The 26,188-nt window shown below is 65.0% G+C and carries 24 protein-coding genes and 1 pseudogene; 12 read left to right on the top strand and 13 right to left on the bottom strand.

The window, feature by feature from the left end; genetic code table 11:
- Nucleotides 1-15 precede the first annotated feature (15 nt).
- Entirely contained in the window at nucleotides 16-552 is a 537-nt protein-coding gene (locus tag AC0L2K_RS17160; RefSeq protein ID WP_473531898.1) for an Hsp20/alpha crystallin family protein, read from the top strand.
- Nucleotides 553-868: 316 nt separating this feature from the next.
- On the opposite strand, the gene AC0L2K_RS17155 is transcribed toward AC0L2K_RS17160, so the two are convergent.
- Genes AC0L2K_RS17155 through AC0L2K_RS17130 form a run of 6 tightly spaced genes read right to left on the bottom strand, consistent with a single transcriptional unit; the run spans nucleotide 869 to nucleotide 7,339 of the window.
- Complete coding sequence (locus AC0L2K_RS17155) at nucleotides 869-1,759, bottom strand: ribokinase (protein WP_473531897.1); 891 nt, start codon at nucleotides 1,757-1,759, stop codon at nucleotides 869-871.
- Between the two features lie 33 nt (nucleotides 1,760-1,792).
- Entirely contained in the window at nucleotides 1,793-2,671 is an 879-nt protein-coding gene (locus AC0L2K_RS17150) for a MurR/RpiR family transcriptional regulator (protein WP_091598869.1), read from the bottom strand.
- Complete coding sequence (locus AC0L2K_RS17145) at nucleotides 2,668-3,645, bottom strand: ABC transporter permease (protein ID WP_473531896.1); 978 nt, start codon at nucleotides 3,643-3,645, stop codon at nucleotides 2,668-2,670. Before AC0L2K_RS17145 ends, AC0L2K_RS17150 begins: the two co-directional genes overlap by 4 nt.
- On the bottom strand, nucleotides 3,642-5,195 hold the full coding sequence (locus AC0L2K_RS17140) for a sugar ABC transporter ATP-binding protein (protein ID WP_473531895.1): 1,554 nt from the start codon (nucleotides 5,193-5,195) through the stop codon (nucleotides 3,642-3,644). The genes AC0L2K_RS17145 and AC0L2K_RS17140 overlap by 4 nt, the downstream gene beginning before the upstream one ends.
- A gap of 56 nt (nucleotides 5,196-5,251) precedes the next feature.
- Nucleotides 5,252-6,310 carry a sugar ABC transporter substrate-binding protein gene (locus AC0L2K_RS17135; RefSeq protein WP_473531894.1) on the bottom strand — a complete coding sequence of 353 codons (1,059 nt, stop codon included), beginning with the start codon at nucleotides 6,308-6,310 and terminating at the stop codon, nucleotides 5,252-5,254.
- Between the two features lie 39 nt (nucleotides 6,311-6,349).
- Nucleotides 6,350-7,339: a TIM barrel protein gene (locus tag AC0L2K_RS17130; protein WP_473531893.1), complete on the bottom strand. Its 990-nt coding sequence runs from the start codon at nucleotides 7,337-7,339 to the stop codon at nucleotides 6,350-6,352.
- 239 nt (nucleotides 7,340-7,578) lie between these two features.
- On the opposite strand from AC0L2K_RS17130, the gene AC0L2K_RS17125 reads away from it, so the two are divergent.
- The 6 genes and pseudogenes from AC0L2K_RS17125 (at nucleotide 7,579) to AC0L2K_RS17100 (ending at nucleotide 13,542) form a co-directional block, all read left to right on the top strand.
- Nucleotides 7,579-8,181 carry a CDP-alcohol phosphatidyltransferase family protein gene (locus tag AC0L2K_RS17125; RefSeq protein WP_473531892.1) on the top strand — a complete coding sequence of 201 codons (603 nt, stop codon included), beginning with the start codon at nucleotides 7,579-7,581 and terminating at the stop codon, nucleotides 8,179-8,181.
- A gap of 30 nt (nucleotides 8,182-8,211) precedes the next feature.
- Nucleotides 8,212-9,993, top strand: coding sequence for a bifunctional alpha/beta hydrolase/class I SAM-dependent methyltransferase (locus AC0L2K_RS17120; RefSeq protein WP_473531891.1), 1,782 nt, complete (start codon nucleotides 8,212-8,214; stop codon nucleotides 9,991-9,993).
- Nucleotides 9,994-9,995: 2 nt separating this feature from the next.
- Nucleotides 9,996-11,327 (top strand): phosphatase PAP2/dual specificity phosphatase family protein, encoded by a 1,332-nt coding sequence (locus AC0L2K_RS17115; RefSeq protein ID WP_473531890.1) that lies wholly within the window; start codon nucleotides 9,996-9,998, stop codon nucleotides 11,325-11,327.
- On the top strand, nucleotides 11,324-11,752 hold the full coding sequence (locus AC0L2K_RS17110; RefSeq protein ID WP_128186027.1) for a hypothetical protein: 429 nt from the start codon (nucleotides 11,324-11,326) through the stop codon (nucleotides 11,750-11,752). The genes AC0L2K_RS17115 and AC0L2K_RS17110 overlap by 4 nt, the downstream gene beginning before the upstream one ends.
- Nucleotides 11,753-11,760: 8 nt before the next feature.
- Nucleotides 11,761-12,420: pseudogene (locus tag AC0L2K_RS17105) on the top strand (lysophospholipid acyltransferase family protein); the annotation flags it as partial.
- Nucleotides 12,421-12,612: 192 nt separating this feature from the next.
- A complete protein-coding gene (locus tag AC0L2K_RS17100; protein WP_287066368.1) occupies nucleotides 12,613-13,542 on the top strand; it encodes a phosphatidate cytidylyltransferase in 930 nt (309 codons plus the stop codon).
- A gap of 23 nt (nucleotides 13,543-13,565) precedes the next feature.
- On the opposite strand, the gene AC0L2K_RS17095 is transcribed toward AC0L2K_RS17100, so the two are convergent.
- Nucleotides 13,566-15,557, bottom strand: coding sequence for an AI-2E family transporter (locus tag AC0L2K_RS17095; protein ID WP_473531889.1), 1,992 nt, complete (start codon nucleotides 15,555-15,557; stop codon nucleotides 13,566-13,568).
- A 139-nt stretch (nucleotides 15,558-15,696) separates the two neighbouring features.
- Nucleotides 15,697-16,626 (bottom strand): hypothetical protein, encoded by a 930-nt coding sequence (locus AC0L2K_RS17090; protein ID WP_473531888.1) that lies wholly within the window; start codon nucleotides 16,624-16,626, stop codon nucleotides 15,697-15,699.
- Between the two features lie 289 nt (nucleotides 16,627-16,915).
- Here AC0L2K_RS17090 and AC0L2K_RS17085 point away from each other — a divergent pair, with 289 nt between their 5' ends.
- The 5 genes from AC0L2K_RS17085 to AC0L2K_RS17065 all read left to right on the top strand — a co-directional run bounded on the left by AC0L2K_RS17085 (nucleotide 16,916) and on the right by AC0L2K_RS17065 (nucleotide 21,243).
- A complete protein-coding gene (locus tag AC0L2K_RS17085; RefSeq protein ID WP_023799059.1) occupies nucleotides 16,916-17,179 on the top strand; it encodes a hypothetical protein in 264 nt (87 codons plus the stop codon).
- 248 nt (nucleotides 17,180-17,427) lie between these two features.
- Nucleotides 17,428-17,655, top strand: coding sequence for a hypothetical protein (locus AC0L2K_RS17080; RefSeq protein ID WP_027154287.1), 228 nt, complete (start codon nucleotides 17,428-17,430; stop codon nucleotides 17,653-17,655).
- A 356-nt stretch (nucleotides 17,656-18,011) separates the two neighbouring features.
- Nucleotides 18,012-18,233, top strand: coding sequence for an alkylphosphonate utilization protein (locus AC0L2K_RS17075; protein WP_236377481.1), 222 nt, complete (start codon nucleotides 18,012-18,014; stop codon nucleotides 18,231-18,233).
- A 138-nt stretch (nucleotides 18,234-18,371) separates the two neighbouring features.
- Nucleotides 18,372-18,734 (top strand): SPW repeat protein, encoded by a 363-nt coding sequence (locus AC0L2K_RS17070; protein ID WP_027154285.1) that lies wholly within the window; start codon nucleotides 18,372-18,374, stop codon nucleotides 18,732-18,734.
- 541 nt (nucleotides 18,735-19,275) lie between these two features.
- Nucleotides 19,276-21,243 carry an acyltransferase family protein gene (locus AC0L2K_RS17065; RefSeq protein WP_473531887.1) on the top strand — a complete coding sequence of 656 codons (1,968 nt, stop codon included), beginning with the start codon at nucleotides 19,276-19,278 and terminating at the stop codon, nucleotides 21,241-21,243.
- Between the two features lie 45 nt (nucleotides 21,244-21,288).
- On the opposite strand, the gene AC0L2K_RS17060 is transcribed toward AC0L2K_RS17065, so the two are convergent.
- From AC0L2K_RS17060 to msuE, 5 genes are read right to left on the bottom strand one after another with little or no spacing between them, the layout of a single operon-like run.
- Nucleotides 21,289-22,050, bottom strand: coding sequence for an ABC transporter ATP-binding protein (locus tag AC0L2K_RS17060; RefSeq protein ID WP_473531886.1), 762 nt, complete (start codon nucleotides 22,048-22,050; stop codon nucleotides 21,289-21,291).
- Between the two features lie 13 nt (nucleotides 22,051-22,063).
- Nucleotides 22,064-23,062, bottom strand: a complete 999-nt coding sequence (locus tag AC0L2K_RS17055; protein ID WP_473531885.1) for an ABC transporter substrate-binding protein — start codon at nucleotides 23,060-23,062, stop codon at nucleotides 22,064-22,066.
- A gap of 57 nt (nucleotides 23,063-23,119) precedes the next feature.
- The gene (locus tag AC0L2K_RS17050; protein WP_287346225.1) at nucleotides 23,120-23,968 is read right to left on the bottom strand and encodes an ABC transporter permease; all 849 of its coding nucleotides are present in this window, start codon (nucleotides 23,966-23,968) and stop codon (nucleotides 23,120-23,122) included.
- Nucleotides 23,969-23,994: 26 nt separating this feature from the next.
- Complete coding sequence (locus tag AC0L2K_RS17045) at nucleotides 23,995-25,359, bottom strand: LLM class flavin-dependent oxidoreductase (RefSeq protein ID WP_287346227.1); 1,365 nt, start codon at nucleotides 25,357-25,359, stop codon at nucleotides 23,995-23,997.
- A gap of 54 nt (nucleotides 25,360-25,413) precedes the next feature.
- Entirely contained in the window at nucleotides 25,414-25,965 is a 552-nt protein-coding gene (msuE, locus tag AC0L2K_RS17040; protein WP_128246992.1) for an FMN reductase, read from the bottom strand.
- Nucleotides 25,966-26,188: the final 223 nt, after the last annotated feature.

Here is a 26,188-nt window from a genome sequence, read left to right as displayed (position 1 = left end):
GAAAGGAGAACAGCAATGGCTATTCGTGATCTCATTCCCTGGGGCCGGGAGAACAGTCCGGTTCCCAGCTTCTATCGTGACGAGGACCGCGACCCGTTCATGGCGTTGCATCGCGAGATGAACCGCCTGATCGACGACGCCTTTTGCGGCTTCGAAACGCGCATGCCGATGCTCAGCGGATTTTCGTCGGCGCGCGGCAGCTGGCCGAGCGTCGAAATCGCCGACGGCGAGAAGGAGATCCGCGTGACCGCGGAAATTCCCGGCATGGACGAAAAGGACGTCGAGGTGATGCTCGATGACGGCGTGCTGACGCTGCGTGGCGAGAAGCGCTCCGAGACCGAAGACAAGGACAGGCAGTTCTCCGAGCGGTTCTACGGCCGCTTCGAGCGCCGCATCCCGCTCGGCTACGAGGTCGAGGAGGACAAGGTGAACGCCGCCTTCCATAACGGCGTGCTCACCGTGACGCTGCCCAAGACGGAGCGCGCACGGACGAAAGCCAAGCGCATCGCCATCAGTGGCAGTGCCGCCAGCCCCGGCAAGAGCAAGCACTGACGACATCGGCAGCCGGACGCGCCAGCCGCGCCCGGCTGCAGATCGGGCTGCATCCCGATCGGCCCGCGCGCTCCGCCCAAAGGCACGGGCTTCATTTGTTCGGCCGATGCGCCTGACGGTGCGAAGGCCGCATAGTGAGTATCTACGGAGCATTGAGTAGCAGCGTCGCTACCGTGGCGTTCCTGGCGCACAGGCTACGGAGCCCGTCATCCCTTGGGGTGGCGGGCTTTCGTATCAATTGTCGGCTTTATCGGCCTGTGAAAAGTCCTCGCCATCCGCTTCGTGTCACGATCGCGGGCGGAGGCAGCCACCCGTCTCAGATCGCCTCGCGCTGCTGTTCCGGCGTGGCGACCAGCAAGGCCGCGGCGGCGTTGGCGGCAGCAAGTGCGGCCTCGACCCGATGCCCGCGGGCAAGGCCTGCCGCGAACGCGCCGACGAACTCGTCGCCGGCGCCATGGGTGCTGACCAGCTTCACCGGAAGGCCGGCCCGCGCGAACGCCTGGCCGTCGCGGCCGCAATAGGCAACGCCCTCCCCGCCGGCCGTGACGATCGCCGCCGGGTAGAAATCGATCAGCATGCGTGCCGCCTCGGCAGCACCCTCGAGCGTATCGACGACCGCAACGCCGGCCAAAAATTCCGCCTCGATGGCGTTGACGATGACGATATCGGTGAGTGCGATCAATTCGCCGGACAGTTTTCGCGCGGGGGCGGCGTTGAGCACGACGCGGCCGCCATGCGCCTTCACCGCCCGCGCTGCGGCAATGTTGGCGGCTTCCGGCACCTCGTTCTGCAGCAGCAGCACCGCCGTTTGCGCAACCATCTCGGTCGCGGCCACGATGTCCTTCTCGCCCAAGGTGAGATTGCTGCCCGAGACGATCACCGCGCCATAATCGCCGCCGGCGTCGAAGATCGCCACGCTCATGCCCGAGCCGGCGCCAGGTGCGACCCGCACGAAGCGGCTGTCGACGCCGCGGCGCGCGAGATTGCTGACAAGCGCGCGGCCGAAATCGTCATCGCCGACGGCGCCGATCATTGCCGAGCGCACGCCGGCCCGCGCCGCCGAGACCGCCTGGTTGCCGCCCTTGCCGCCGCATTTCGGCTGCCAGGCATGGCCGGTTACGGTTTCGCCCTTGCGCGGGCGGTCAGGCGCTTCGACCATGATGTCGTAATGCAGGCTGCCGAACACGGTGACCAGCGGAGCCGTCATGTGCCCCAATCTTTCATGAGCCGCCCCAATCTTTCATGAACCGCCCTTGTCCCGGCGTTTCGAGGTCACCGCCGACATCGTGCGGCCGAGATTGCGCTCCGCCGCCTGGTAGTCGCGCTGTGCCACCGCGACGAACAGCGCGTCGAGAATGTTGAGCTGGGCGATGCGCGCCGCCGCGTTCTCGCCCATCAATGGCGAGCCCTGCGCGGTCGAGCACAGCACGATGTCGGCGACGGCGGCCAGCGGCGAGTTGTCGTAATTGGTGATCGCCAGCGTCCGCGCACCGCTCTTGCGGGCGAGATGGATGGCATCGATCACGGCGCTGGTGTTGCCGGAATGCGAGAAGCCGACGGCGATGTCGTCAGCGCCGAGCAGCGAGGCCGACATCAGCATCATGTGCGAATCGTCGTAGACCGATGCGCGGATGCCGATGCGCAGGAATTTGTGCGAGACGTCGCGCGCGATCTGCGCCGAACCGCCGACGCCATAGAAATCGCGGTTCCTGGCGCGGTACAAAAGATCGGCGGCGCGGTCGAAATCGTCCATGTCGAGGATCGCCAGCGTCTCCTCCAGCGCCTGGATCGAGGTGCGGAACACTTTTTGGACGATCTCGGCCGAACTGTCGTCGACCGACAGTTCCTGGTGCATTTCGGCGGTCGGCAGGCGGCTGTATTCGTAAACCGCGGTGCGGAAGTCGCGATAGCCGGAAAAGCCCAGTTTCTTGGCGATCTTCACCACCATCGCCTCCGACACGCCGGCTTCTTCGGCGATCTGCTTGAGCGGAATGGTCTCGTCGAAGCCGCGCCGTCCGAACACGGTTTCCACCACCTTCGCCTCGAGCGGCGTCAAATGCGGCATCATCATGCGGATCCGCGGTCCTACTGCTTTCAGATCCAGGCTGGTCAAGGTCATCCACCTCCCCTCGTCACGCGATCGATGAGCATCGCGGCGAGGATTATAAGGCCAGTTGCCAAGAGCTGATAGAAGGACTGGACATTCATCAGCGTCAGGCCGTTGCGCATGGTGCCGAGGATGACGGCGCCCAGGATGGTGCCGACGACGCTGCCCTTGCCGCCCATCAGCGAGGCGCCGCCGATGGCCGCCGCGGCAATGGCATCGAGCTCCCAGAGATTGCCGAGAATGGGTTCGGCGGCACCCAGCCGTCCGATCAGGATCTGCGCGGCAAGGGCCGCCAGCAGGCCCGAGATCATGTAGGCGGCGATCTTGGTGCGAGCGATCGGCACGCCGGCTATGTAGGCTGCCTCCTCATTGCCGCCGACGGCGAGCAGATATTCGCCGAAAGGCGTCTTCTTGAGGATGATCCAGGCGATCAGCGCGACCACGGCCACGATGATGACCGCCAATGGCAGCCCGAACAGCGAGCCGTTGAAGATGGCGCGGAAGCCGGCAGGCAGGCCGAGCACCGGATTGCCGCCGGTATAGATCAGCGCCAGCGCCCGGTAGGTGCTGAGCGTTCCCAGTGTGACGATGAAAGGCTGCAGCCCGACATAGGCGACCAGCACGCCATTGAGCAGGCCGCAGACGAGGCCGATAGCGAAGCCGGCGGCGATGGCCAGCGGAAACGGCACGCCGGCAATCAGCATCGAGGCCGAGATGACGGCCGAAAGGGCTGCCGTCGGCCCGACCGACAGATCGATGCCGCCCGAGATGATCACCAGCGTCATGCCCAACGCCAGGCAGGCGTTGATGCTCGACTGCTGCAGGATGTTGATCAAATTGCGCTCGGCAAAGAAGCCCGGGACCAGCGCGCCGAAGACGGCGAGGATCACCACCAGGCCGATCAGCGTGCCGGCGTCGCGCAGCGAAAACCGGTGCAGGAATTCAGCCCGTGGGCGCGCTGCTGTGTGTTCGGTTACATCAGTCATACGCTGGTCCTGTCCGTTATGCCTTGCCGGCCCGATGGCCTTGCGCCTTGCCGGCCTTGCGTCTCCGATTGGGGTATGGCGTGCGCCGCGATCGCCTGTTCGCTGAGATCGGCCCGGTCGAGTTCGGCGGCGACCGTGCCGTCGCGCATGACCAGCACGCGGTCGGCGAGCCGGATCACCTCGGGAAGCTCGGACGACACGACGACGACCGAATGGCCTTCGGCGGCGAGCTCCTCGATCAAATGGTAGATCTCCGCCTTGGCGCCGACGTCGATGCCGCGCGTCGGCTCATCGAACAAAAGGATGCGCGTTCCCGCCGCAAGCCAGCGGCCGATGATCGCCTTCTGCTGGTTGCCGCCGCTGAACAGCCGGATCGGCCGGTCGAGCAGGAACGGGCGCAAATTGACCCGCTTCATCTTCTCGGCCGCGACCCGTTTCAGCCTGGCGTGATCGATGACGCCGCACGGTGCGAACACGCCCATCGAGGCCAACGCCATATTGCTGGAGATCGACCGCAGCGGCACGATGCCTTCGCGCTTGCGCTCCTCCGGCACCAGGCCGATGCCGGCGGCGATGGCTTCGCGCGGACTGGAAAGTTTTATCGCCTTGCCGTCGATCTCGACCCTGCCCGACGAGGCGCGGTCGGCGCCGGCCAGCAGCCGCAGCAGTTCGGTACGGCCCGAGCCGACCAGGCCGGCAATGCCCAGCACCTCGCCGCGGTGCAGGTCGAACGAGACGTTACGGACTTTTGTCGCCGAGGCGAGGCCACGCACGCTCAGCCTGACCTCGCTCGAGGTGTGCGAACGGTGCTGTTCCTGGGCGAGCTCGCGGCCGACCATCATCGAAACGACGGCTTTTTCCGACATTTGCGCCAGATCGACGGATCCGACCACGACGCCGTCGCGCATGATTGTGGCGCGCTGGCAGATGCCGAACACCTCGTCCAGCTTGTGCGAGACATAGACGACCGCGACACCGTCGCGCGCCAGCCCGGCAATGACTTCGGCCAGCCGCTCGAACTCGCTCGGCGTCAGGCTCGATGTCGGCTCGTCCATCGCCACGACGCGCGCCCGATCGAGCAGCGCCCGGGCGATCTCGACGATCTGCCGCTGCGCAACCTTCAGGCTGCCGAGCGGGACTGCCGGATCGATGGTCGGATCGAGGGCGGCAAGGGCTTCCGCGGCGCGGCGTTCCTGCTCGCGGCGGGCGACGAAGATGCCGCCGCGCGTCAGCGGATGGCCGAGGAACACGTTCTGGGCGACGCTGAGATGCGGCACCTGCTGCAATTCCTGATGGATCATGGCGACGCCCGCGGCGCGCGCCGCGACCGGATTGTTCAGCGCCACCGGTCTGCCGTCGATCAGCACGCTTCCGGCGGTCGGCCTGTAGACCCCCGACAGGATGCGCAGCAGCGTCGACTTGCCGGCGCCGTTCTCACCGAGCAGGCCATGGATTTCGCCGGCGCCGACGGAAAAGGACACATCGCTCAGCGCTCGCACCGCCGGAAACACCTTGGAAATGCCCTCGAATTGCAGCCGCGGGACAGACATTGGTTCTATTCTCCAGGCAAAGGGCGCCAGCCCGGCCGGCACCCGCAGTCCTGCCCTTAATTGCCCGCTGCCGCGTCCTCGAGCAGCGCCTTGCGCACGGCGTCGCCGGCGCCGGAATAGCGGTCGGCATTGTCCTTGGTGATAAGCGCCTGCGGCGTGGCGACGACGCGCGGCAGCTTCTGCCCGGCCACCAGCCGCAGCGCCGATTCCAGCGCCACCTCGCCGGTCAGCACCGGGAAGCTGTCGACGGTGCCGGTCAGTTCGCCGGCGCGGATCGAGGCATAGGCGTCGGAGATGCCGTCGGTGCCGAAGACGGCGACCTTGTCCTGCAGGCCGGCGGCCTTGACCGCCTCGACGATGCCCAGCGCCATGCCGTCATTGTTGGCATAGAAGCCGATCAGGTCGGGGTGCTGCTGCAGGATGTTGCTGGCCGCGTCGTAGGAGGTCTGGCGATCCCAGTTGCCGGGCACGCTGGCGACGACCTCGAACTTGCCGGCTTCGGTGATCGTGGTCTTGAAGCCATCGGTGCGCTGGACGGCGGCATAGACGCCGGCCTGGCCTTCGACGATGGCGACCTTGCCGCCATCCGGCCGGTTCTTGATGAACCATTCGGCGACGCGCACGCCATTGTCGCGCTGGACATTGCCGACATAGTGCTCGGCCTGCGGGATGACCGCGTCGTTGACGTTGACCACCGGCACGTTGGCGGCCCTGGCCTGTTCCATGATCGGCTGCAGGTTGGAGTCGGTCTGCGGCGAGACGAGCAGCACGTTGTAGCCCTGCGTGACCAGGCCTTCGGCGATTGTCAGCTGGCCGAGCTGGTCGCCCTCGCTCTGCGCCGCCTGGTAGACGACCGGCACGCCGACGCGATCGCCGAACGACTTGTAGCCCTCACCCAGCGAGCGCCAGTATTCGTTGGTCAGCGTCTTGGAGACGGCGCCCGCCCTGGTGCCGTCGGGCAGCTTGGGCAACGCGCCGAACTTGGCCTCGAGCTGCGACCAGTCGATGCGGTCCTTCTCGGTATCGGAATTGAGCGGCGCGAGGTCCGCGGAAAAGGCCGAGCCGATGGACAGCGCCATCAGCGCAGCGGTGGCGGTGGCAAGCAGAAATTTCATGGTCTTTCCTCCCTTGTTGATCGATTTTGGGGCCGAGCCTCAGTTCTCCGGCCCGAGCATGGCTTCCTGGATGATGGCTTGCGACGCGACCGCGTCCTGGTGGTCGATGGCAGTGGACAGGCGATTGTCCTTCTCCAGCCGCTCGACGACACGCAGCATCCGCTTGACGGTGGCGATGTTGACTTCGCATTCGTGGACCGGATCGAGGCCGGTCATGTCGGGGAAGGTGTCGAAGTAGATGGCGCCGGCGTAGCCGTCGCGGCGGATCTGGCGGAGCAGCTCGATCGTCTGCAGCGTGTGCACTGCGCCGACCATCAGGCCGTCGTCGCGCTTGGCATAGCCGTCATTGAGATGCACGCCCAAGAGTTTGCTGTGGCGCGCCACAAGTGCTGCGGCAAAGGCCGGCTGCTCGTCGGCATAGAGCACATGGGCGAAATCGAGCGTCACGCCGAGATTGGGCAGGCCGATCTCGCGGATCGCCAGCAATGTCGTCGCCGCGTCGGGCATCAGGCTGTAGGAACGCGGCTCGTTGGGCTTGTACTCCAGGCTGATCAGGCAGTCGGGATCATGCGCTGCCACTTCACGAATACCATCAATTTCGTGTTGCCATAGCGTCGCGTAATCGGCCTGGAAGGCATAGTCGAAGCCATCCTGGCCGAGCCACAGCGTCATCAGATTGGCGCCCGCCTCACGCACGGCGTCGATGCCGGCCTTGGTCAGGTCGATGGCTTCGCGGCGAACTGCCGGATCCGGATTGGTGAAGGCGCCGAGCTTGAAGGCGGGATTGGAGTAGTAGCGCATGGCAAAACCATTGATGGAAAGCCCGAGATCGCCGAGTTTTTGTGCCATTTCCGCAGGTTTTTCATCGACATGATCGGGAAAGTTGAGGTCGAGGTCGGTCAGCCCCGCAACCTTCGCCGCACGCGCCGCCATCTGCAGCATGGACGGCTTGCCGACAAGATCCGGCCATTCGGGCTGTGGCCGCGAGGCAAAGGAATTCAGGCGTGTGGCGAAACGACTGGCTGTCATGGATGGCCCTTTTGGTGGACATAACTTCACATATTTTTGAGTATTTGTAAAGTTCTCATTTGAGAGCTCTAGGGAATTCGACCTTTGAGGCGGCGCCGCCAAACCGTAAGGCCTGCGCATGGTAAGGTTCCGGGCGGGCGCTGCTGATCGTAACCCTGTACAACCGCTCGTCGCCCTTGCGTCTTGCGCGCCAATTGATCATCCTCGCCGCAGTTGCACCGCGGCCGGGGGGTTCGCACATGCCGACGCTTTATGCGCTGAAACCGGCCTTCCAGGCCAGACTGCGGCCGCTCGCCGACCGGCTGGCCGGGGCCTGCGTCACCGCCAACCAGATCACGCTGCTGGCTGCCGCCCTGTCGGTTGCCACCGGCGTTGTGGTCGCGGCCCTTGCCGGCCATCGCGCGGTCTTCTTGCTGATGCCGGTGGTGCTGTTTGCGCGCATGGCGCTCAACGCCATCGACGGCATGCTTGCGCGCGAGCATGGCCAGGCCTCAAAACTCGGCATGTATCTCAACGAGCTCTGCGACGCCGTCTCCGACCTGGCGCTGATCCTGGCCTTTGCCGCTCTCTTCCCTGTCTGGGGCGTCGTCGCCTTTGCCGTCACAGCAGTGCTTGTGGAGTTCGCCGGCGTGCTCGGCATCGCGGCAGGCACCGGGCGCAATTATGCCGGGCCGTTCGGCAAGAGCGATCGGGCGCTGGCGCTCGGCATCGTCGCCTTTCTCATCGCCTGCGGCCTGTGGGTGGACGCGATCACGCCGTTCGTGTTTCCGGCAATGGCTACACTCTCGCTGGTGACCGCCATCAACCGGATACGCAGCGGCCTTAACGGGAGCGGCGACTGAAATTCCGGACGCATCCGCCTGGGGAAAAACATGCTTCATGAACCGACGATTGCTGCTTCCGCAGTTGAGCAGCGGGTGGCGCAGGAGCGCACCTTCCGCAGCCATGACGGCACCGAGATCTTCTACCGCTACTGGCCGGCGGTCGGGCAACCCGCCAGGGGCGCGGTTGTGCTGTTCCACCGCGGCCACGAGCATGGCGGCCGCATGGCGCATCTGGTCGACGAACTCGATATGCCCGGCCATGCCTTCTACGCCTGGGACGCGCGCGGCAATGGCCGCTCGGCCGGCGAGCGCGGCTATGCGCCGTCTTTTGCCGCACTTGTGCGCGACATCGATTGTTTGGTGCGCGAGATCGGCAGAGACGGTTTTTCCCAGCGCGACATCGCGCTGATCGCGCAATCTTTCGGCGCGGTGCTCGCGGCCGCCTGGGTGCATGATTATGCACCGCAGATTCGCGCCTTGGTACTGGCCTCGCCGGCCTTCTCGGTCAAGCTCTACGTGCCTTTCGCCAGGCAAGGCATTGCGCTGTGGCAGAAGATCAAGGGCCGCTTCTTCGTCAATTCCTACGTCAAGGCCAAGTTCCTGACGCAGGATCCCGAGCGCATCGCCTCCTTCGAGGCCGACCCGCTGATCACGCGGCCGATCGCTTCCAACATCCTGGTCGAGCTCTACGACCACGCCGCCCGCATCGTCTCGGATGCCCGCGCCATCACCGTGCCGACGCAATTGCTGATCTCCGGCAGCGACTGGGTTGTGCGGCATGGACCGCAGCACGAATTCTTCGTCAATCTCGCCAGCCCGGCCAAGCAGCGGCATGTGCTGCCGGGCTTCTTCCACGACACGCTGGGCGAACGCGACCGCCGCAAGGCACTCGACCTGATCAAGCCGTTCCTCGAAAGACAGTTCTCGACGCCACAGAAGCCGGTCGACCTGACCGCGGCCGACCGCGCCGGCTACACACGCGACGAGGCCGACCGGCTGGCCTCGCCGCTCGCTTTGCTGTCACCGAAAGGCCTCTACTGGGCAATGAGCCGCGCCTCGATCCGCGGGGGCGCCTGGCTTTCGTCAGGCATGAAGACCGGGATCGCCACCGGCTTCGATTCCGGCTCGACCCTCGACTATGTCTACGAGAACCAGGCGCGGGGCGCCGGTCCGCTCGGCCGCATGATCGATCGCACCTTTCTCGACGCCATCGGCTGGCGCGGCATCCGCCAGCGCAAGCTGCATCTCGAAGAGCTGATCGGCAGCGCCACCGGGACGCTGAAGGCCGCCGGCCGCACGGTCCATATCGTCGATATCGCTGCCGGCCACGGCCGCTACGTGCTCGATGCCGTCGCCAAATGCACCGAGCCGCCGGCCAGCGTGCGGTTGCAGGATTTTTCCGAGCTCAACGTTTCGCTCGGCTGCAAGCTGATCGCCGAGCGGCACCTGCCGACCAATGTCTCGTTCCACCAGGCCGACGCCTTCGACGCCGAGATGCTTGCCGGGCTCGAGCCGGCGCCGGACCTGGCCATCGTCTCCGGGCTTTACGAATTGTTTTCCGACAACGCCATGATCATCCGCTCGCTCGGCGGGCTGGCCAGGGCGATGCAGCCCGGCAGCCTGCTTGTCTACACCAACCAGCCCTGGCATCCGCAGCTCGAAATGATCGCGCGCAGCCTGACCTCGCATCGCGGCGGCCAGGCCTGGGTGATGCGCCGGCGCACGCAAGGCGAGATGGACCAGCTGGTGGCGGCGACCGGCTTCGAGAAGCTCGACCAGCGCATCGACCAGTGGGGCATCTTCACCGTATCGGTCGCGCGGCGCGTCTGAGCATGGTCTTGCCTGTCCTTGGCCCTGCCGCCCTTTCTGCCCCTGCGCGCGAGCCGTACGCTGGAATCGCGCTGCGGGCGGCGCTGTGGCTGGCCTTTCTGGCGCCGTTCTTCTACGCGAGCTACGGCTTCGCCAACTGGCTGGCGTCGCAGCGCGACGATGTCGGCAGCATCGTCTTCGCCTGGGAGCACAACATCCCGTTCATCGCCTGGACGATCGTGCCCTACTGGTCGATCAATCTGTTCTACGGCCTGTCGCTGCTGCTCAACGATACCAAGCGCGGCGTCGATCGGCTTGCCGGCCGCTATCTGACTGCGCAGATCGTCGCCGTCGCCTGTTTCATCCTGTTCCCGCTGACGGCGACCTTCGTGCGGCCGCAGACATCGGGCCTGCCAGGCTTCATGTTCGCGGTCCTCGGCGGCTTCGACAAGCCGTTCAACCAGGCGCCGTCGCTGCACATCGCGCTGCTGGTCATCATCTGGGATCATTGGCGATATCGGCTGAAAAGCATGGCCGGCGTCGTCTGGCATGCCTGGTGTTTGCTGATCGGCGCCTCGGTGCTGACGACGTGGCAGCACCATGTCATCGATATCCCGACCGGCGCTTTGCTCGGCTTCTTCGCCCTGTGGCTGTTTCCGCGCCACGGCGAATTGCCGTTCGCCGGCTTCCGGCCGACCGCTGATGCCGGCGCGCGGCGGCTGGCGCTGTTCTACGCGCTGGTTGCAGCGCTGGCGCTGGCCGGCGCCGCTGCCGGCGCCTTCGTTTTGGCGCTGTGGCTCATCCTGCTGTGGCCGGCGCTGGCGCTGGCCATCGTTGCCTTCGCCTATGCCGGAGCCGGCGCCAAAGTGTTCCAGAAAACGGCCGACGGCAGCGTCTCGCTGGCCAGCCGTGTCTTGCTGCTGCCCCACCGGCTTGGCGCCAGGATCAATGCATGGATATGGACGCGCAAGCTGCCGCCGCATGTCGCCATTGCCGACGGTGTCTTCCTCGGCCGCTTTCCCACCGTCGCCGAGGCTGGCGCATTCGGCACGGTGATCGACCTTGCCGGCGAGTTGGAGCGGCCGCGCGGCGTCGCCTGCCGCTGGACGGCTGTCGCCATGGTCGATCTTTTGCCGCCCTCGCCCGAGGCGCAGGCGCAAGCGGTGGCGGCGATCGAGGACGCGCGCAGCTACGGCACGGTGCTTGTCTGCTGCGCGCTCGGCTTCCAGCGCAGCGCCGGCGCCGTCGCCGCCTGGCTGGTTGCCACCGGCCGCGCCGACACGCTGGCGCAAGCGCGAACCAAGCTCGCCACCGCGGGCCGGCCGGTGCATCTTCACGTGGACCAGCCGGCATGAGTGCCCATCGAGACAAGGCCGAAGCGTTCGCCGCCGGGCTGATGACGCAGGCGGTGTGGCCGCTGTTTTTTGTGCTGGCCGCGTTGGCGGCCGCGCCGGTCATTGCCGTGGCAGCGCAGCCGCAGGCGACCACGCTGGCGGCAGCGGCGTGGCTGGTCGCGGCAGCGAGCGGCGTGGTCACTCTCGCCGTCTCGGCCCTGCTTGCCTTCGACGCGTTGCTGTTCTGGCTGATGGCCAGCCACATCAGCGAGGCCGCCGGTGGTGCCTCGGTCGACGACGTGCTGGCGCGCATGCGCGTCAAACCGGCCGCTGCCGGCATCCGCTCGCTCGACCGGCGCATCGCGGGCACGCAACGCCTGCTGATGAAGCAGCGCATCGCACTCGGCCTGTTCGTGGCGGCGTCCCTCGTCGCCTTGTCGTTCTGAGCCCGACGATGAGCAAGCTCGGCACAAGGACCTTCACCCTGCTGCAGACCGTGACCTCGGTCGGCCTGTCGGCGCTGGCCTGGGCGGTGACCGGCGTCCGGCCGATCTGGAACGGCAGCCAGCCGTCGGACCGGCAGCGCATCTACTTCGCCAATCATGCCAGCCACGGCGATTTCATCCTGCTGTCGGCCTGCCTCAGCGAGAAGCAGCGCGCCCGCACCCATGCGGTCGCTGCCGCCGACTATTGGGGAAAATCGCGGCTGCGCCGGTTCATCGCGCAGGACATGCTGTCCTCCGTGCTGATCCACCGGCAGTGGACCGATGAGGCGCAGAACCCGATCTCGGTCATGCTGTCGGTGCTCGATGAGGGCCATTCGCTGATCATCTTCCCCGAGGGCACGCGCAACATGACCGACCAGCCGCTGCTGCCGTTCCGCTCCGGCCTTTACAATCTGTCGATGGCGCGGCCCGACGTCGAACTCATCCCGTGCTGGATTGAGAACATGTCGCGGGTGCTGCCCAAGGGCCAGTTCGTGCCGGTGCCGCTGCTCTGCCGGGTGGTCTTCGGCGCGCCGATCGCCATTGCGCCCGGCGAGGAACGCCGAACCTTTCTCGAGCGCGCCCGCCAAGCACTGCTGGCGCTGAACCCCCGCCCGCCAACGCATGATGCGGAAAAGTGGAATCCGGTTTACCGAAAAACATCATGCGACCAAAACAGCGTCGAGCCCAAAGAGCGTAGAGCCCAAAGAGCTGGAGATCGTGCCGGATCCGGTATCCGGCACGATGCTCCCGGACACGATCCTCCAATACACGATGCTCCCAGACACGATGTTCCAAGAGACGACTAGAACAACATGCCAATGCACGAGACGCTTATCATGGTTGTCGGCCTCACTGCGGTGCTGACCACGGCAAGCCTGGTCGCCGGCATCCTGTCGTGGCGCGCGCCGAAGCCGCTGTCCTCGACGCTGGTCAATCTCAACCAGCGCATCAACGCCTGGTGGGTGATGGTGGTGGCGATCACCGTCGCCTTCTTCTTCGGCCGCGCCGGCATGACCATCCTGTTCGCGCTGATCTCGTTTGCCGCCTTGCGCGAATTCGTGACGCTGACGCACAGCCGCCGCAGCGACCATTGGGTGCTGCTCGGCATGTTCGGCATCATCATCCCGTTCCAGTACTGGCTGGTGTGGACCGCCTGGTACGGCCTCTTCACCATCTTTATCCCGGTCTACTGCTTCCTGCTGATGCCGGCGATCACCGCGCTGCACGGCGACACCGAGCGCTTTCTCGAGCGCGTCTCGGCGCAGCAATGGGCGGTCATGATCTCGGTCTATTGTGTCAGCCACGTGCCGGCGCTGCTGACGCTCGATGTGCCGGGCTTCGAAGGCCGCAACTTGTTGCTGGTCGCTTTCCTGATCATCACCGTGCAAGGCAGCGACGTGCTGCAATACATCTTCGGCAAGCTGTTCGGCAGGCATCTGATGTCGCCGAAGGTTTCGCCGTCGAAGACCTGGGAAGGGCTGGTCGGCGGGCTGGCGACGTCGAGCCTGCTTGGCGCGCTGCTGTCGTTCCTGACGCCGTTTTCGCCGCTGCAGGCGGCGGGCGTCGCCTTCATCGCCTGCCTGATGGGCTTCCTCGGCGGGCTGGTCGCCTCCGCCATCAAGCGCGACCAGGGGGTGAAGGACTGGGGCCATCTGATCGAGGGCCATGGCGGCATGATGGACCGCGCCGACAGCCTGGTCTTCGCCGCCCCGGTTTTCTTTCACACGGTGCGCTATTTCTGGACGTGAGGGCGAGCTGCGGTCTCAGTCTCTCACTTTGCAGCGGCAAGCGGCGCCTTCCTGGCCGGGCGCGGCCGGCGGCGCATGCGGCGCTTGGCAGCGACCTTCAGCGCAACCGGCGGATCGCTCGACAATGCGCCCAGAACGGCTTCGACCATGCCAAACGCCACAAAATCGGCGTTGATGTCATTGGTCCATTCGACTTCTGTCTTTTTGTCCTCGCCGTCCTTCGACCAGAACACGATACCTACCCGCAGCGCCGACCTGGCACGTTTCAGCCGACGAACAAGAAAACGGGCGTGCTTGACCGAGTCGCGGTTCAGGAATCCGACCACAACGGTGTCGACCGCGTCGAGCTCGAGCCGGCGAATGCCAGTCGGATCCATATCGGCAAAGCTCGCCTTCGAGACCGTCGCCCCCTGGACTTCGAGCACCTGCGCCAGCATGGCGGCGGCGGCATCGTCGAGTTCGCCGCGGCCGCCGGCACACAGCACCGACATCTCCGTGCCATCCGGCAGCTCAGTGTCGTCCTCGCCCTCCGCTTGAGCCTGCTTGTCCTTGTCCGCCGGCGCAGGTTCGGCTGTGGCCGGATCATCGTCCTCCTCCGCTTCCTCCCGTGCGCTGTCGTCGAGGTTCGCCACCAGCATCTGCGCGCTGGCCGCCACCCGCCGTCTTTGCTCATCGCCCATGACGCCGCGCACCCGATCCTGCTCGCCGAGCAGCAGTGCGGCAATGGCGACCTTGTCATAGAATTCGAACAGATATTTTTCCTCCAGCATCTCCTCGGCGTGATCCGTGGCTTCCTCTGGATCGCCGGCCAGCAGCCGTTGGTAGAGCCGGGCGTGGGGTTCGAGCACCGGTTCGTTGCCGAACAGAACGTCGAGGAATTCGAACTGCGGCACGTGCCTGCCGAGCACGACGAGGCAGACTGTGAGCGGCGTCGACAGGACCAGGCCCAGCGGCCCCCAGAGCCAGGTCCAGAAGATAGCCGCAACGATGATGGCCAATGGCGAAAGCCCCGTTCGTGAACCGTAGAGCCACGGTTCGACGATGTTGCCGGTGATCATTTCCATGGCCACGAACAGTCCGGCGGTCCACAGCACGAGCGACCAGCCGGGCGCCACAGCAAGCGCCAGGAACAGCGGCAGCAGCGCACCAATGATCGGGCCGATATAGGGAACAAAGCGCAACGCCAGCGCCAGCAACCCCCACAGCAGCGCATTGGGTATGCCGAGAACCCAAAGCCCTGCTGTAACCGGTATGGCATAGACGATATTCACGACCAATTGCATGAGCAGATATCGGCCGACCCGCTTGCCCGCTTCTTGGAGCGCCTCGGTGGTCCGATGAAGGTCGCCGTAGCCGACGAGGCGTATGAAACGATCGCGCAGGTCCTCGCGCTCGAGCAGCATGAATATGACGACGACGACGATCAGGCCGGCCGATGCCAGCGGGCTGATCAGCGGGCCGATCAGGTTCTGCAGAACCTGGAGCGGCCTTTCGCGTGCGATGATCTCGACGGGCACCGGCTCGCGCCGTGGCTGATCCGCGGCGGGCGGCGAGGTTTCCTGCCTGTCGAGTTCCTGGCCAACACGTTCGATCGCCTCGCTCAGCCTGGCGATGACGCCGCCGCCGACGCCGGTCTCCTTCAGGGATCGGACTTTGGTCAGGATATTTGACTGGTAAAGCGGGATGTTCTGCGCCAGTTCGCTGACCTGCGTGGCGACAATGAAGGAGAACAGCGCAAGCACCGTGAATGCGCCCAGCACACTGGCGATGACCGCAGGAAGACGGGGAATGCCGACCCGTTTGAGTGCCGAAACCAAGGGTGCAAGCGCAAAGGTCAGCAGCAGCGCGATTGCGATCGGCAGGAAAACCTCGCGCCCGAAATACAGGGCCGCAACCGCCGCCACGACGGTCGCGACGGTGGGCAGCGACATGCGCGGCAGGGCCATGGCAGCCGAAACAACGCCCACCAGCCCGGGCTCCGACGGATGCATGCCGTTTCGCCGATTGGCCGCCACTTGATGCCTCCACCCTGCCATGACCATGATCGGGCATATTGAGCCGGCATGCAACGTCCCCACCTTCGTGCCAGCGAGCCCCGCGCGAGCGACAAGCGGTCTTCGTCTCTCGCTCAGCCCGGGGTCAGACGGCCCGGTGTCAGGCGGAATGGCTCAGCCAATGACGGTCGAACACGTCGACGATGGCGCGGAACTCGGCCGGCGGGATCTGGCTGGCGCCGCCGTCGCTGTCTCCGACGAGGAATTGCGCCAGCTGCCGGTCAACCGCTTCCGTCTGCTCGACGGACAGGCCAAGCGATGCCAGATCGGCGGCGATCGATCCGTCGGACGGCAGATATCCGCCCCATGCCTGGGGCGCCGGATTGCGCAAGCGGACCATCAGGATCCGGGTCAGCGAGGGCTGCGGCTCCGGGCCGATGATGGTGGTGCCGCACAAATAGCCGCCAAGCACGCTTCCCGGCCGCGAGTGCGGAAACAGGCACAAGAAGAATTGCGCTTCGCCGCTGGCTTCCTTCAGATGCGCATAAAGCCCGCGTTTTGCCGACGTCATCTGCCCACCGAGCAGCAGCTGCCCGGTCGGCAAGGCCTCGCGATAGGCGGCGGTCAGGCCGTTCGCCCCCGGCCCGACATCAATCGACAGGCTGCCCCTGATCAACTGGCCGCGATAGTAGGGCGACAAGGCGCTCGAATAACAGGCGTAGGTTCCGGCAAGGGCCAATCCAGGGCTCCGCTCCTCATGCCCGGCAGCGGTTTCGAAATGCGCATTGGCGCGGCGCTCCAGTTCGGCCCTGTCGATGCCGTGGCGGGCACAGATCGCCGCGGTAAAACCTGGCAGGTCGCTCTCGGCGATCCAGGCGCCGGGCTGCTCCAGCTTGAGCAGCTTCGTCCAGTCGTCGTAGACGCTGAGCTCGCGTGGCTGGGAGCGCCCCTGCAGCCATTTATCGGCGCGGCCGAGGTCGAACGCCGTCTTCGGGTTGACGCCCCGGAACGCCGCCGCAAGGTCCTTGCGGGTGACGGTCCCCAGCACGGCCGCGGTCAGCCGCAATTTCTGCGCGATATGCTGTGCCATCCTACCCGCCCCTTTATGCCGCCGCGAGGATAGCACGCGCCGGCTATACTTTTCCACAAGCTAATATTCCAGAAATTCCGGAGAATTCCACGCCCCTCCACGCGCCTGCGCTTTTCGCCCCGCCGGGCGGCGCTAAGGTCGCGCAGGGCAGGGGCAAGTTATGAAACTCACGCTATTTAGGCCTGAATACCAACACCCTTCCTCAGTCATTTGAACGACGGCGAAGCCGAGCTCTCGGCACCGGCACAAACCAGCGTAGATGCCGCCTCAACAAGGAAGGAATAATTCGATGTCCTGGATTGCCTCCCCCAAAATCCCTTTCACCGCGGTTGCGGCTGGATCCGCTGCACTGCTGCTGCTGACCTTCGGGCCGGATGGACCGTCGCGTGCCGCTGCCGGCTCGCGCGCGGCAGCGACATATGGCAAGGCGGCTCCTGCGGCGCCGGTCATCGATCCGACGCGCATCGAAGTCGACGGCGGCGCGCACGTGATACGCTTTTTCATCGACGGCAAGCAGGTCGCCCTGCTCGACTCGAACGGCTTCAGGGATTGAGCTTAACACCAGCGTTGGCCGCGACATTGAGCGGCCAAGCGCAACTGGATGTCTGGGTTCTGTCGCGGCCGCTCCAAGCTTCGGCCTGATGCGGCTGCAAGCCTACACGTGCCGGCAACTGCTCACATTGTACTTTTCCACAAGCTAATATTCCAGAAATTCCGGAGAATTCCACGTCCTTCCACACAGCGGCCGTTTCGGGCCGGCGGCCGCGGTTAACCTTACGTTAACCATGGAGGGACCTCGTCATGAAACTTGCCCTGTCTGCACTTCTCACCGTGCTCGCACTTTCGCAAGCCGTGGAGGCCAAGACGAAAGCCGTTGCCACCGATGCCAAAGCGTCCTCAGCCGAGAAAAACCGGCCGCCGCTCGACAACAAGTCCACCAGCGGGATCACGTCGTCTGATGCGACGGCGGCGCCAGCCGACAACAATGGATCCAGTCTGTATCCGCCGGCGATCTATTTCAATTTCTAGAGTCTCTCCATCCGTTGTGGGGCTCAATCTTTAACCGGCCGTACGCCGCTTGCGGTGTCCGCGATCGACGGGTCCGCATTTCGACAGGTCACCTGTTCGACAAGTCATTTGTTCGACAGGCCACTTGATCGACAGGCTTAGCCGGCGGCGCGCCAGGCTGTGATCCTCCACCTTCCGGTGAAATCGGCTTCAACCACGAGGCATCGCCGACTTCGACGGGCGATACGGCCTCCTGACATGAGCAACAAGGGTGCCCTGCCCGCTTCACGCGCCAGCGATGGCACAGTTGCCACCACGCTTGACCTTGCCGCCATCCGCCGGATAGTCCGCTATCCCCTTCGATGAAAGACCCTGAAATGGCAGACGCGATCGTAAGAGACAGCAACGGCGCCCAGTTGAACGAGGGCGATTCCGTCACCCTGATCAAGGATTTGAAGGTCAAGGGCACGTCGGAGACGATCAAGCGAGGCACGCTGGTGAAGAACATCCGCCTCACCGGCAATCCCGGCGAGATCGAGTGCAGCACCAAGCAGGTAAAGGGCCTGGTGCTGAAGACCGAGTTCCTGAAAAAGGCGTGATCGCGCCCGGCACTCAGTGCGTAACCGGCCGCCCCGGAGCCACTCCTTGAAAGCCGCCGAAAGTGCGATATATCAATGACTAAGCGTGCGTTGCACGCGACGTAGTGCTTTGGTCAAGCTTCATCTGTGGAGGTTGTCATGGCAAACGATCTGATGGAAGGAAAGAAGCCTCAGGATTGGATCAACCTGATCCTAGCGGCATGCCTGTTCATCTCACCCTGGGTTGTCGGCTTCGCTGCTGAAACCACTGCTGCCTGGAACGCTTGGATTGCCGCGATCTTGCTCGGCGCCCTGGCTCTCGCGGCGCTTTCAGTATTCGCCGAATGGGAAGAGTGGGTGAACCTTGTCGTCGGGCTCTGGCTGATCGCGTCGCCCTGGCTGCTCGGCTTCGTGGCAAACGCCAACGCAATGGCGACCCACGTTGTCCTCGGCGTGCTGGTGGTTGCGGCATCGGCCTGGGCAGTCTGGGACTCCCGTCATCATCCGCCAGCGCATGCGTGATCGGTGACGACTGATGCTTGTCGCCCAAAAGCATGCCCTCGGGCCTGACCCGAGGGTGCGCAGCGGTTTTGGGGGGTAACGACAGGCACAGAAACAAAGACTTAAAGCGCGTCGATTTCCTTTCGAACGCGAGGCGCTTTAAGGGAGGAGCGCGGCGCGCGAGCGGCGGGCTCCTTCTAAAGCCTGAGATCGGGCCCGCTAGAGTGTTTTTGCAGCCAGGAGGAATCTGGCGTTGCAGAAATGCGGCTAAAACGAACACATAGAGCGGACGCCAGTCAAATTCGCACGCCTCCCGCCCGCCGTATCCCGGCCAAATTGTCTTTTTGTGCTCCAAAATCCCGCCGCCCAAAGTCCGCCGCCGCGGATGCGGATGGCAGCGCTGGCGCGGCGTTCGCTGAGGACGCGCCGACGAGCATTCCGCACTGCACCCGGCAAACTTCCACTTATGTTGCACTGCGTTAGATTTGTTGCATTGCAATATCAATGCATTGCGTCGAGTCTTCGCACGGGTGGCTTTTCAACGACTTCGCGAGGTTTTGCCGTGTCAGCATCGTTTCGGCCTGATATCGAAGGGCTGCGTGCGTTGGCGGTGTCCGGCGTCGTCGCGTTCCATTTTGGTCTGTCGGACCTGCCTGGCGGCTTCACCGGCGTCGACATCTTCTTCGTCATCTCCGGCTACCTGATCACCGGCCAGCTGCTGCGGGAAATCGCCGAGGACGGCAGGCTGGACCTGTGGCGGTTCTATGCAAGGCGCGCCCGGCGCCTGCTGCCGGCCTCGCTGTTCGTCATCTTCGCCACGCTGGTCGCCGGCTACTTCATCCTGTCGCCGGACGAACAGTCGCTCTATTCGAAAGGCGCCATGTTCGCCTCGGCCTATGCGATCAATTTCTGGCTGATACGCTGGTCGTTCGACTATTTCGCCCCCGACGCGGCGAACAACCCCTTCATCCACTTCTGGTCGCTCTCGGTCGAGGAGCAGTTCTATTTCGTATGGCCGGGGCTGCTTCTGCTGGCGGCATGGCTGCGCCCGGGCAAGCGCACGGCGATCCTGGTGATCGGCCTCACCGGCGCGGTGTCGTTCGCCGTCTGCGCCTGGCTCACCACCGTGGCGCAGCCCTGGGCCTTCTATTTCTCGCCGCTCAGGGCCTGGGAATTCGCCGCCGGCGGCCTGGCGACGATGGCGCCGGTAAAATTCTGGCGAGAGCGCCCGCAACTGGGCGCAGCACTGGCATGGCTTGGCCTGGCGCTGATCGCCGGTGCCTATCTGACCTTCAGCGAGCAGGACACCCCCTTCCCCGGCTTTGCGGCGGTGGTGCCGGTGGCCGGCACCGTGCTCCTGCTGCTCAGCGGCTCCGGCAATGTCCAAAGAGGGCCGAGCGCCATGCTGGCGCTGCCGCCCCTGCAATGGGTGGGGAAACTTTCCTACTCACTCTACCTCTGGCACTGGCCGGTCATCGTCTATGCGACGATGATGGTGCCCGACCTGGCCTGGCCGGGGCGGCTTGCCTGCGCCGCATTGACGCTGGCGCTGTCGCTCTTCACCTATAATTTCATCGAAAACCCGATCCGTCGCAATGGCTGGCTGATGGCGAACGCGGCGCGCGCGCTAATCCCCGCCGCAATGCTGACCGGCGCCGGCGTCGTGGCGACTTACGCCAATGCGCGCCTTGCCGTGGACGGCCTCGACCCCTCGCAACGCATCATTGCCGAAACTGCCGCGCAGCCCTCTACCGCGCGCGCCAAGGTAGGCTGCGTTGTCGACTACGAGACAGTGACGCCGAGGGCCTGCGAGTTCGGCGCCAAGAATGCCGAGCGCTCGATCGCGCTGTTCGGCGATTCGCATGCCGATCACTGGTCGACGCCGCTGATCGAGGCGGCGAAGAAGAACGACTACAAGGTCGTCACTTGGCTCAAAGCCGCCTGCCGGGCATCGCGGCTGACGGTCTGGAGCTCGAAGCTGAAGCGTGACTACACCGAGTGCGATCAATGGCGCGAGCAATCGATCAAGGAGATCATCGCCCTGCGCCCGAGCCTGGTGGTGATCTCGGAGATCTCGCTGACCAGTTCGCGCAAACTGTCGCCCGACGCCCGGCAATCCGAAAGCCTCGATCAGGACTGGCAGGGCGGCCTGCGCGCAACGCTGGAGGCGTTCAGCCAGGCCGGGCTGAAAGTCGCCTTCATCCGCGATGTGCCGTTCAACAGCCTGTTTGTCGACACCTGCGTGGCCCGCGCGCTGTGGCGTGGACAGACGCCATCGGTATGTGACGCGCCGCGAACCGACGCCGCCAACGACGCCATGGCCGCGGTGGAGCGTGACATCGTGCGCGCCGTCCCCAACGCGACCTACATCGACATGACCGACCGGTTCTGCGACGCCAAGACCTGCCATGTCTTCATCGATGGCAAGCTGGCCTATCGCGACCGCCACCACATGGCGACGCCCTTTGCGCAAACACTGGAGCCGACGGTCGAGCGCGCGCTGTTCTCGACCGGGGCGGCCGGGAAGTAAGGCGCGCAAGACGCGCCTTTCACCAGCGTCTCGGTGCCCCCAGTCTCAGTGCAAGCCAAACTCGCGCAGCAGTTCTTCGCGGTAGCGCACGAACCGGCTCTCGCTGCGATCGCGGGGGCGCGGCAGTTCAACCTCGACCAGCCGTGCTGTGCCGCCCTTCTCCCTGGGCAGGATCAGCACCCTGTCGGCAAGATAGATCGCTTCTTCCAGATCATGGGTGACCATGACCATGGTGACGTTCTCCTCGCTCCAGATGCGTGCCAGTTCCTCCTGCATGCCGATCTTGGTCATGGCGTCGAGCGCGCCTAGCGGCTCGTCGAGCAGCAGGATTTCAGGTTGCACGGTCAAGGCCCGGGCAATGCCGACGCGCTGTGCCATGCCGCCCGAAAGCTGCCTGGGATAGGCATCGCTGAATTCGGCCAGGCCGACGAGCGCGGTATAGAAGCGGGCCTTGTCCTCGGCCTCCGCCTTGGGCACGCCCCGCACTTCGAGGCCAAAGGCGACGTTGCCGAGCACCGTCAGCCAGGGCAGCAGGCGCGGTTCCTGGAAGATGACCGCGCGCTCGGCGCCGACGCCATGGACCGGCCTGCCGTCGGTCGCGACACCGCCGCTGTCCGCGGCCTCAAGACCGGCAAGGATGCGCAGCAGCGTGGTCTTGCCCGATCCGCTGACGCCGACGATGACGAGACATTCGCCGGAGCGGATGTCGAGGTTGAGCGCCCTCAACACGGCAAGCAGGCGCCCGCCGAGGGTGAAGGATTTGGAGAGGTCGCGTATCGTGACCTCGCCGCCGCTTGTGCTGGCCATGGCCGTCTCCCGATCAATTGGTTTTCGTTTCGCCGCGCCCGTAAAGAATATCCGCGGCTTTCAGCCTGCCCTTGGGCAGCCGGCCGTCGCGCTCGAGCACGCCGACCCAGAAGTCTATGTCGCGGTCGTCGGCCTTCGCCCCTTCGCGCAGCCCGAAGCCGGTCCAGTAGCGCGCCAGCTCGCCATTTTCGCCGCGTTTATCGAGGATCTCCGCAAGCACCTTGCGCGCCTCGTTCGGGTTCTGGCGCGACCAGTCGGCGGCGCGGGCCGACTGTTCGACGAAATTGCGGGCGCCATCCGGATGCGCCGCGATGAAGTCGCGCCGCAGGACAATGAAGCCGCCGGCCAGTTCGCCCAGCACGTCGGTGTCGTTGAACACGCCGCGCACACCGCCCTTGTCGACCAGCGCGCCGGCAAACGTCGCCTGCCAGTAGCCCAGTGCCGCGATATCGACCTGGCGTGACCGCAAGGTCTGTTCAAGCTGCGGCCCGGGCACGACGACGAGGTTGGCGGCATCAGGCGGCAGGCCGACGCCGTGCAGCGCCTCGCGGACGGTATAGTCGAGATGGGCGCCGAGCGTGTTGACCGCAATGGTCTTGCCGGCGATGTCGGCAATCGATTTGATCGGGCTGTCTTCCAGCACGTAGAAGATGCTGCGCACTTGGCCGTTGATGCCGTTGCTTGGATAGGCAGCGACGAAGTCGTTGCCGCCGGAGATCGAATTGATCACCGCAGCGGTTGCGGCCGAGCCGAGATCGACGCTGCCGGAGGCGAGCGCGAACAGCGATTCCGGGCCGCCGCTGGAGTAGCCGACATTCTCAAGCTTGACGCCGACGTCCTTGAAATAGCCGAGCGCGTCCGCCAGCTCATGCGGCGAGATGCTGCCACGGCTGGCGAGGTAGCGCAACGTGACCGGCGCGGCTTGCGCAACGGCAAAGCGAGGCAGGCCGGAGGCGAAGATGCCGGCGGCAAAGGGAGCGCCCGCAAGCAGGGAACGGCGAGTGATTGGCATGGTCCGGACTTTCGTGTTGGAGGATGGGGCCTGTTGGAGAGGATGGTTGAAAGCTGGTCAGTCGATGGGATTGCTCCAGCGGCAGAGCCGCCGCTGCAGGCCGACCAGCGCCTGGTTGGCGATCAGGCCGAGGCCGGCAAGGATGACGATCGCTGCAAACATCAGCGGGATCTGGAAGTTGTACTGCGCGTTCATCACCTGGAAGCCGATGCCCTTGTTGGCGCCGATCATTTCGGATGCGATCAGCAACAAGAGCGCCGTGGTCGCACTCAGCCTCAAGCCGACGAAGATCGAAGGGACGGCCCCCGGAAGCACGACCCGGCGAAACGCGGTGACCCGCGTAGCGCCGTAGACCCGGGCCATCTCGAGCAGTTTCGGATCGACTTGCTTGACGCCGCTGATGGTGTTGAGCAGCAGCGGAAACAGCGTCGCCCAGAAGATGACGAAGACCTTTGATGCCTCCCCCAACCCGAGCAGCAGGATGAACACCGGATAGAGCGCAAGCGCCGAGGTCTGCCGGAAAACCTGCAGGATCGGGTCAAGCGCGGTTTCGACGGCGCGCACCTGGCCCATGAACAGACCAAGCGGGATGGCAACCGCCACCGCCGCCGCGAAGGCGAGGCCGGCGCGCTGCAGGCTGATGGCGATATCGCCAAGCAAGGTGCCGCCGGCCAGACCATTCCACAGTGCGGAGACGATCGTGTCGACCGGCGGCAGCACCGCGGCGTTGACCCATCCCGCGCTGCTCGACACCTGCCAGATCGCGAGGAAGCCGATCAGGATGCCGTAGCGGGACAGGAAGCGGATGACAGTGCGGTTGGCCAGGCGCGGGAAATCGGCGCCAAGGCCGGTTCTGCCGTCATGTGCATCGATCGTCACCCGCTGCTCGATGTGTTGCAAACTCATCGTCTTGCCCTTTGCTTCAAGAGAATCTATTCGGCGGCCAGCACCTTGGAGCGGGCGGCGGTCCAGGGGTTTTCCGGCCGCCTGAGGCCGAGATTCTCGCGCAGCGTCCTGCCCTCGTAGGCGGTGCGGAACAGGCCGCGACGCTGCAGCTCGGGGATCACCAGGTCGACGAAATCGTCGAGCCCGCCGGGCAGCCACGGCGGCAGGATGTTGAAGCCGTCGGCGGCGTCGTTGCCGAACCATTCCTCCAGCTGATCGGCAACCTGCGCCGCGCTGCCGATCACGGTGTAGTGGCCGCGGGCCGTCGCCACCCACTGGTAGAGCTGGCGGATGGTGAAGTTGTGCTCGTCGGCAATCTGGCGGATCAGCGCCTGGCGGCTCTTCATGCCTTCGGTTTCCCGGCTCGGCGGCAGCGGTCCGTCGAGCGGGTAACCCCGGATGTCGAGCGTCTGGCCGGCCAGCCCATTGAGCAGGGCCACGCCATCCTCGGGCAGGATCAGCTCGTTCAGCTGCTGGTACTTGGCGCGGGCTTCCTCTTCGGTGCGGCCGACGAAGGGTGCTACGCCCGGCATGATCAGCACCTGCCCGGGATCGCGGCCGACTGCCGCCACGCGCGCCTTGATGTCGCGGTAGAATTCTTGCGCCGAGGCCAGGTTCTGATGGGCGGTGAAGATGACCTCAGCCGACTGGGCGGCGAGCTTGCGTCCGTCCTCCGACTGCCCGGCCTGAACCACCACCGGATGGCCCTGCACCGGTCGCGGCACGTTGAGCGGGCCTTTGACGCTGAAATGCCGGCCCTTGTGGTCGATGTCGTGAAGCTTGTCCTTGTCGTAGAAGCGCCCCGACTTCTTGTCGCGGATGAAGGCATCGTCTTCCCAGCTGTCCCACAGCGCCTTGACCGTCTCGACATGTTCATGCGCGCGGGCATAACGCTCGGCGTGGGCAGGCTGCGTCTCGCGATTGAAATTGCGCGCGGTCTCGTCACCCGCCGAGGTCACCACATTCCAGCCGGCCCGGCCGTTCGACAGCAGGTCGAGCGAGGCGAACTTGCGGGCGAGCGTATAGGGCTCCTCATAGGTGGTGGAGGCGGTGGCGATGAAGCCCAGATGCGTGGTGAGCGGCGCCAATGCGGCAAACAGCGTCACCGGCTCGAACCCGGCGATCTTGGCATTGCCGCCTTCGCGGGCGCCGAGGCCGACGGTCAGATTGTCGGCCAGGAAATAGGCGTCGAACAGGCCGCGCTCGGCCGTCAGCGCGAGCTGCCTGTGGAACTCGAAATTCGTCGCGCCGTCGGCCGGCGCGTCAGGATGGCGCCAGGCTGCGATATGCTGTCCGCCACCGGGCAGGAAAGCACCAAGCTTGATCTGCCTCGACTTGCTGGGTCTGGTCATTGCGGGCTCCTTCTGAGCTGTGCGGGAAGCGAATTGAGGACACGGGGCCGGTATTCAGGCGGCAAGACCGACGCTGCGTGGCACCGCACGGCATGCTTCGGCGACCGCTTGGCTGGCGCGAGCATGGATGGCTTCGGACACCAGCACGCCGTTGGCGAAGTCCTTGTCGGAGGCGTAGATCGCGGTCGGCAGGGTCAAAGCCTCGAAGAAGCCGAACAGCGGCCGCAGCTGATGTTCGACCACCAGCGAATGACGATCGCCGCCGCCGGTTGCAGCAAGGATCACCGGCTTTCCCCGCAGGGATGACGGGTCGAGCAGGTCGAAGAAATGCTTGAAAAGCCCGGTGTAGCTGCCTTTGAAAGTCGGCGAGCCAACCACCAGAACGTCGGCGCCCAGCAATCGCTCGACGATGTTCCTGGCCGATGGATCCAGATCGCCAATGCGCCTTGCCAGCGGAAACGACCGACCGAGATCCTCGATGTCGAAAACGGTCGAGGCTGCACCGGTGCTGCTCGCCACCTCCGCAACGATGTGGCTGATGAACGCCTTGGTCTTCGACGGACGGGTCAGGTTGCCCGACAGCCCCACCACCAGATTTTTCGACATTTGGGCTCCTCGCAAAACGCTTGTGTGCGTTAACTCTACTAAGTTTATAGAGTTTAATGAGAAAGAAGATTTCAAAACGAGCCCGCCAAGCGGATTGAGTTTGCGGCACATCGCCGTTGATTGGTTCTTTCGACGCGAAATGCGAACGGCGAGTTCGGCAACGGCGCCTTGACCGCATTCCGGCCATGCGTTGATGATCTCACACCAAAGGCATCGCCCCGGA

Source organism: Mesorhizobium sp. WSM4817, from assembly GCF_055811135.1.
This window is presented reverse-complemented; position numbering and strand designations above follow the sequence as displayed.

Bases quoted from the DNA above. Each gene is read 5' to 3' on its own strand.
- AC0L2K_RS17125 (WP_473531892.1), top strand. From the start codon at position 7,579: ATGCCGACGCTTTATGCGCTGAAACCGGCCTTCCAGGCCAGACTGCGG.
- msuE (WP_128246992.1), bottom strand. From the start codon at position 25,965: ATGTCGAAAAATCTGGTGGTGGGGCTGTCGGGCAACCTGACCCGTCCG.
- AC0L2K_RS17140 (WP_473531895.1), bottom strand. From the start codon at position 5,195: ATGTCTGTCCCGCGGCTGCAATTCGAGGGCATTTCCAAGGTGTTTCCG.
- AC0L2K_RS17130 (WP_473531893.1), bottom strand. From the start codon at position 7,339: ATGACAGCCAGTCGTTTCGCCACACGCCTGAATTCCTTTGCCTCGCGG.
- AC0L2K_RS17080 (WP_027154287.1), top strand. From the start codon at position 17,428: ATGAAACTTGCCCTGTCTGCACTTCTCACCGTGCTCGCACTTTCGCAA.
- AC0L2K_RS17050 (WP_287346225.1), bottom strand. From the start codon at position 23,968: ATGAGTTTGCAACACATCGAGCAGCGGGTGACGATCGATGCACATGAC.
- AC0L2K_RS17160 (WP_473531898.1), top strand. From the start codon at position 16: ATGGCTATTCGTGATCTCATTCCCTGGGGCCGGGAGAACAGTCCGGTT.
- AC0L2K_RS17090 (WP_473531888.1), bottom strand. From the start codon at position 16,626: ATGGCACAGCATATCGCGCAGAAATTGCGGCTGACCGCGGCCGTGCTG.
- AC0L2K_RS17110 (WP_128186027.1), top strand. From the start codon at position 11,324: ATGAGTGCCCATCGAGACAAGGCCGAAGCGTTCGCCGCCGGGCTGATG.
- AC0L2K_RS17145 (WP_473531896.1), bottom strand. From the start codon at position 3,645: ATGACTGATGTAACCGAACACACAGCAGCGCGCCCACGGGCTGAATTC.
- AC0L2K_RS17070 (WP_027154285.1), top strand. From the start codon at position 18,372: ATGGCAAACGATCTGATGGAAGGAAAGAAGCCTCAGGATTGGATCAAC.
- AC0L2K_RS17045 (WP_287346227.1), bottom strand. From the start codon at position 25,359: ATGACCAGACCCAGCAAGTCGAGGCAGATCAAGCTTGGTGCTTTCCTG.
- AC0L2K_RS17115 (WP_473531890.1), top strand. From the start codon at position 9,996: ATGGTCTTGCCTGTCCTTGGCCCTGCCGCCCTTTCTGCCCCTGCGCGC.
- AC0L2K_RS17085 (WP_023799059.1), top strand. From the start codon at position 16,916: ATGTCCTGGATTGCCTCCCCCAAAATCCCTTTCACCGCGGTTGCGGCT.
- AC0L2K_RS17155 (WP_473531897.1), bottom strand. From the start codon at position 1,759: ATGACGGCTCCGCTGGTCACCGTGTTCGGCAGCCTGCATTACGACATC.
- AC0L2K_RS17150 (WP_091598869.1), bottom strand. From the start codon at position 2,671: ATGACCTTGACCAGCCTGGATCTGAAAGCAGTAGGACCGCGGATCCGC.
- AC0L2K_RS17060 (WP_473531886.1), bottom strand. From the start codon at position 22,050: ATGGCCAGCACAAGCGGCGGCGAGGTCACGATACGCGACCTCTCCAAA.
- AC0L2K_RS17135 (WP_473531894.1), bottom strand. From the start codon at position 6,310: ATGAAATTTCTGCTTGCCACCGCCACCGCTGCGCTGATGGCGCTGTCC.
- AC0L2K_RS17055 (WP_473531885.1), bottom strand. From the start codon at position 23,062: ATGCCAATCACTCGCCGTTCCCTGCTTGCGGGCGCTCCCTTTGCCGCC.
- AC0L2K_RS17100 (WP_287066368.1), top strand. From the start codon at position 12,613: ATGCACGAGACGCTTATCATGGTTGTCGGCCTCACTGCGGTGCTGACC.
- AC0L2K_RS17120 (WP_473531891.1), top strand. From the start codon at position 8,212: ATGCTTCATGAACCGACGATTGCTGCTTCCGCAGTTGAGCAGCGGGTG.
- AC0L2K_RS17075 (WP_236377481.1), top strand. From the start codon at position 18,012: ATGGCAGACGCGATCGTAAGAGACAGCAACGGCGCCCAGTTGAACGAG.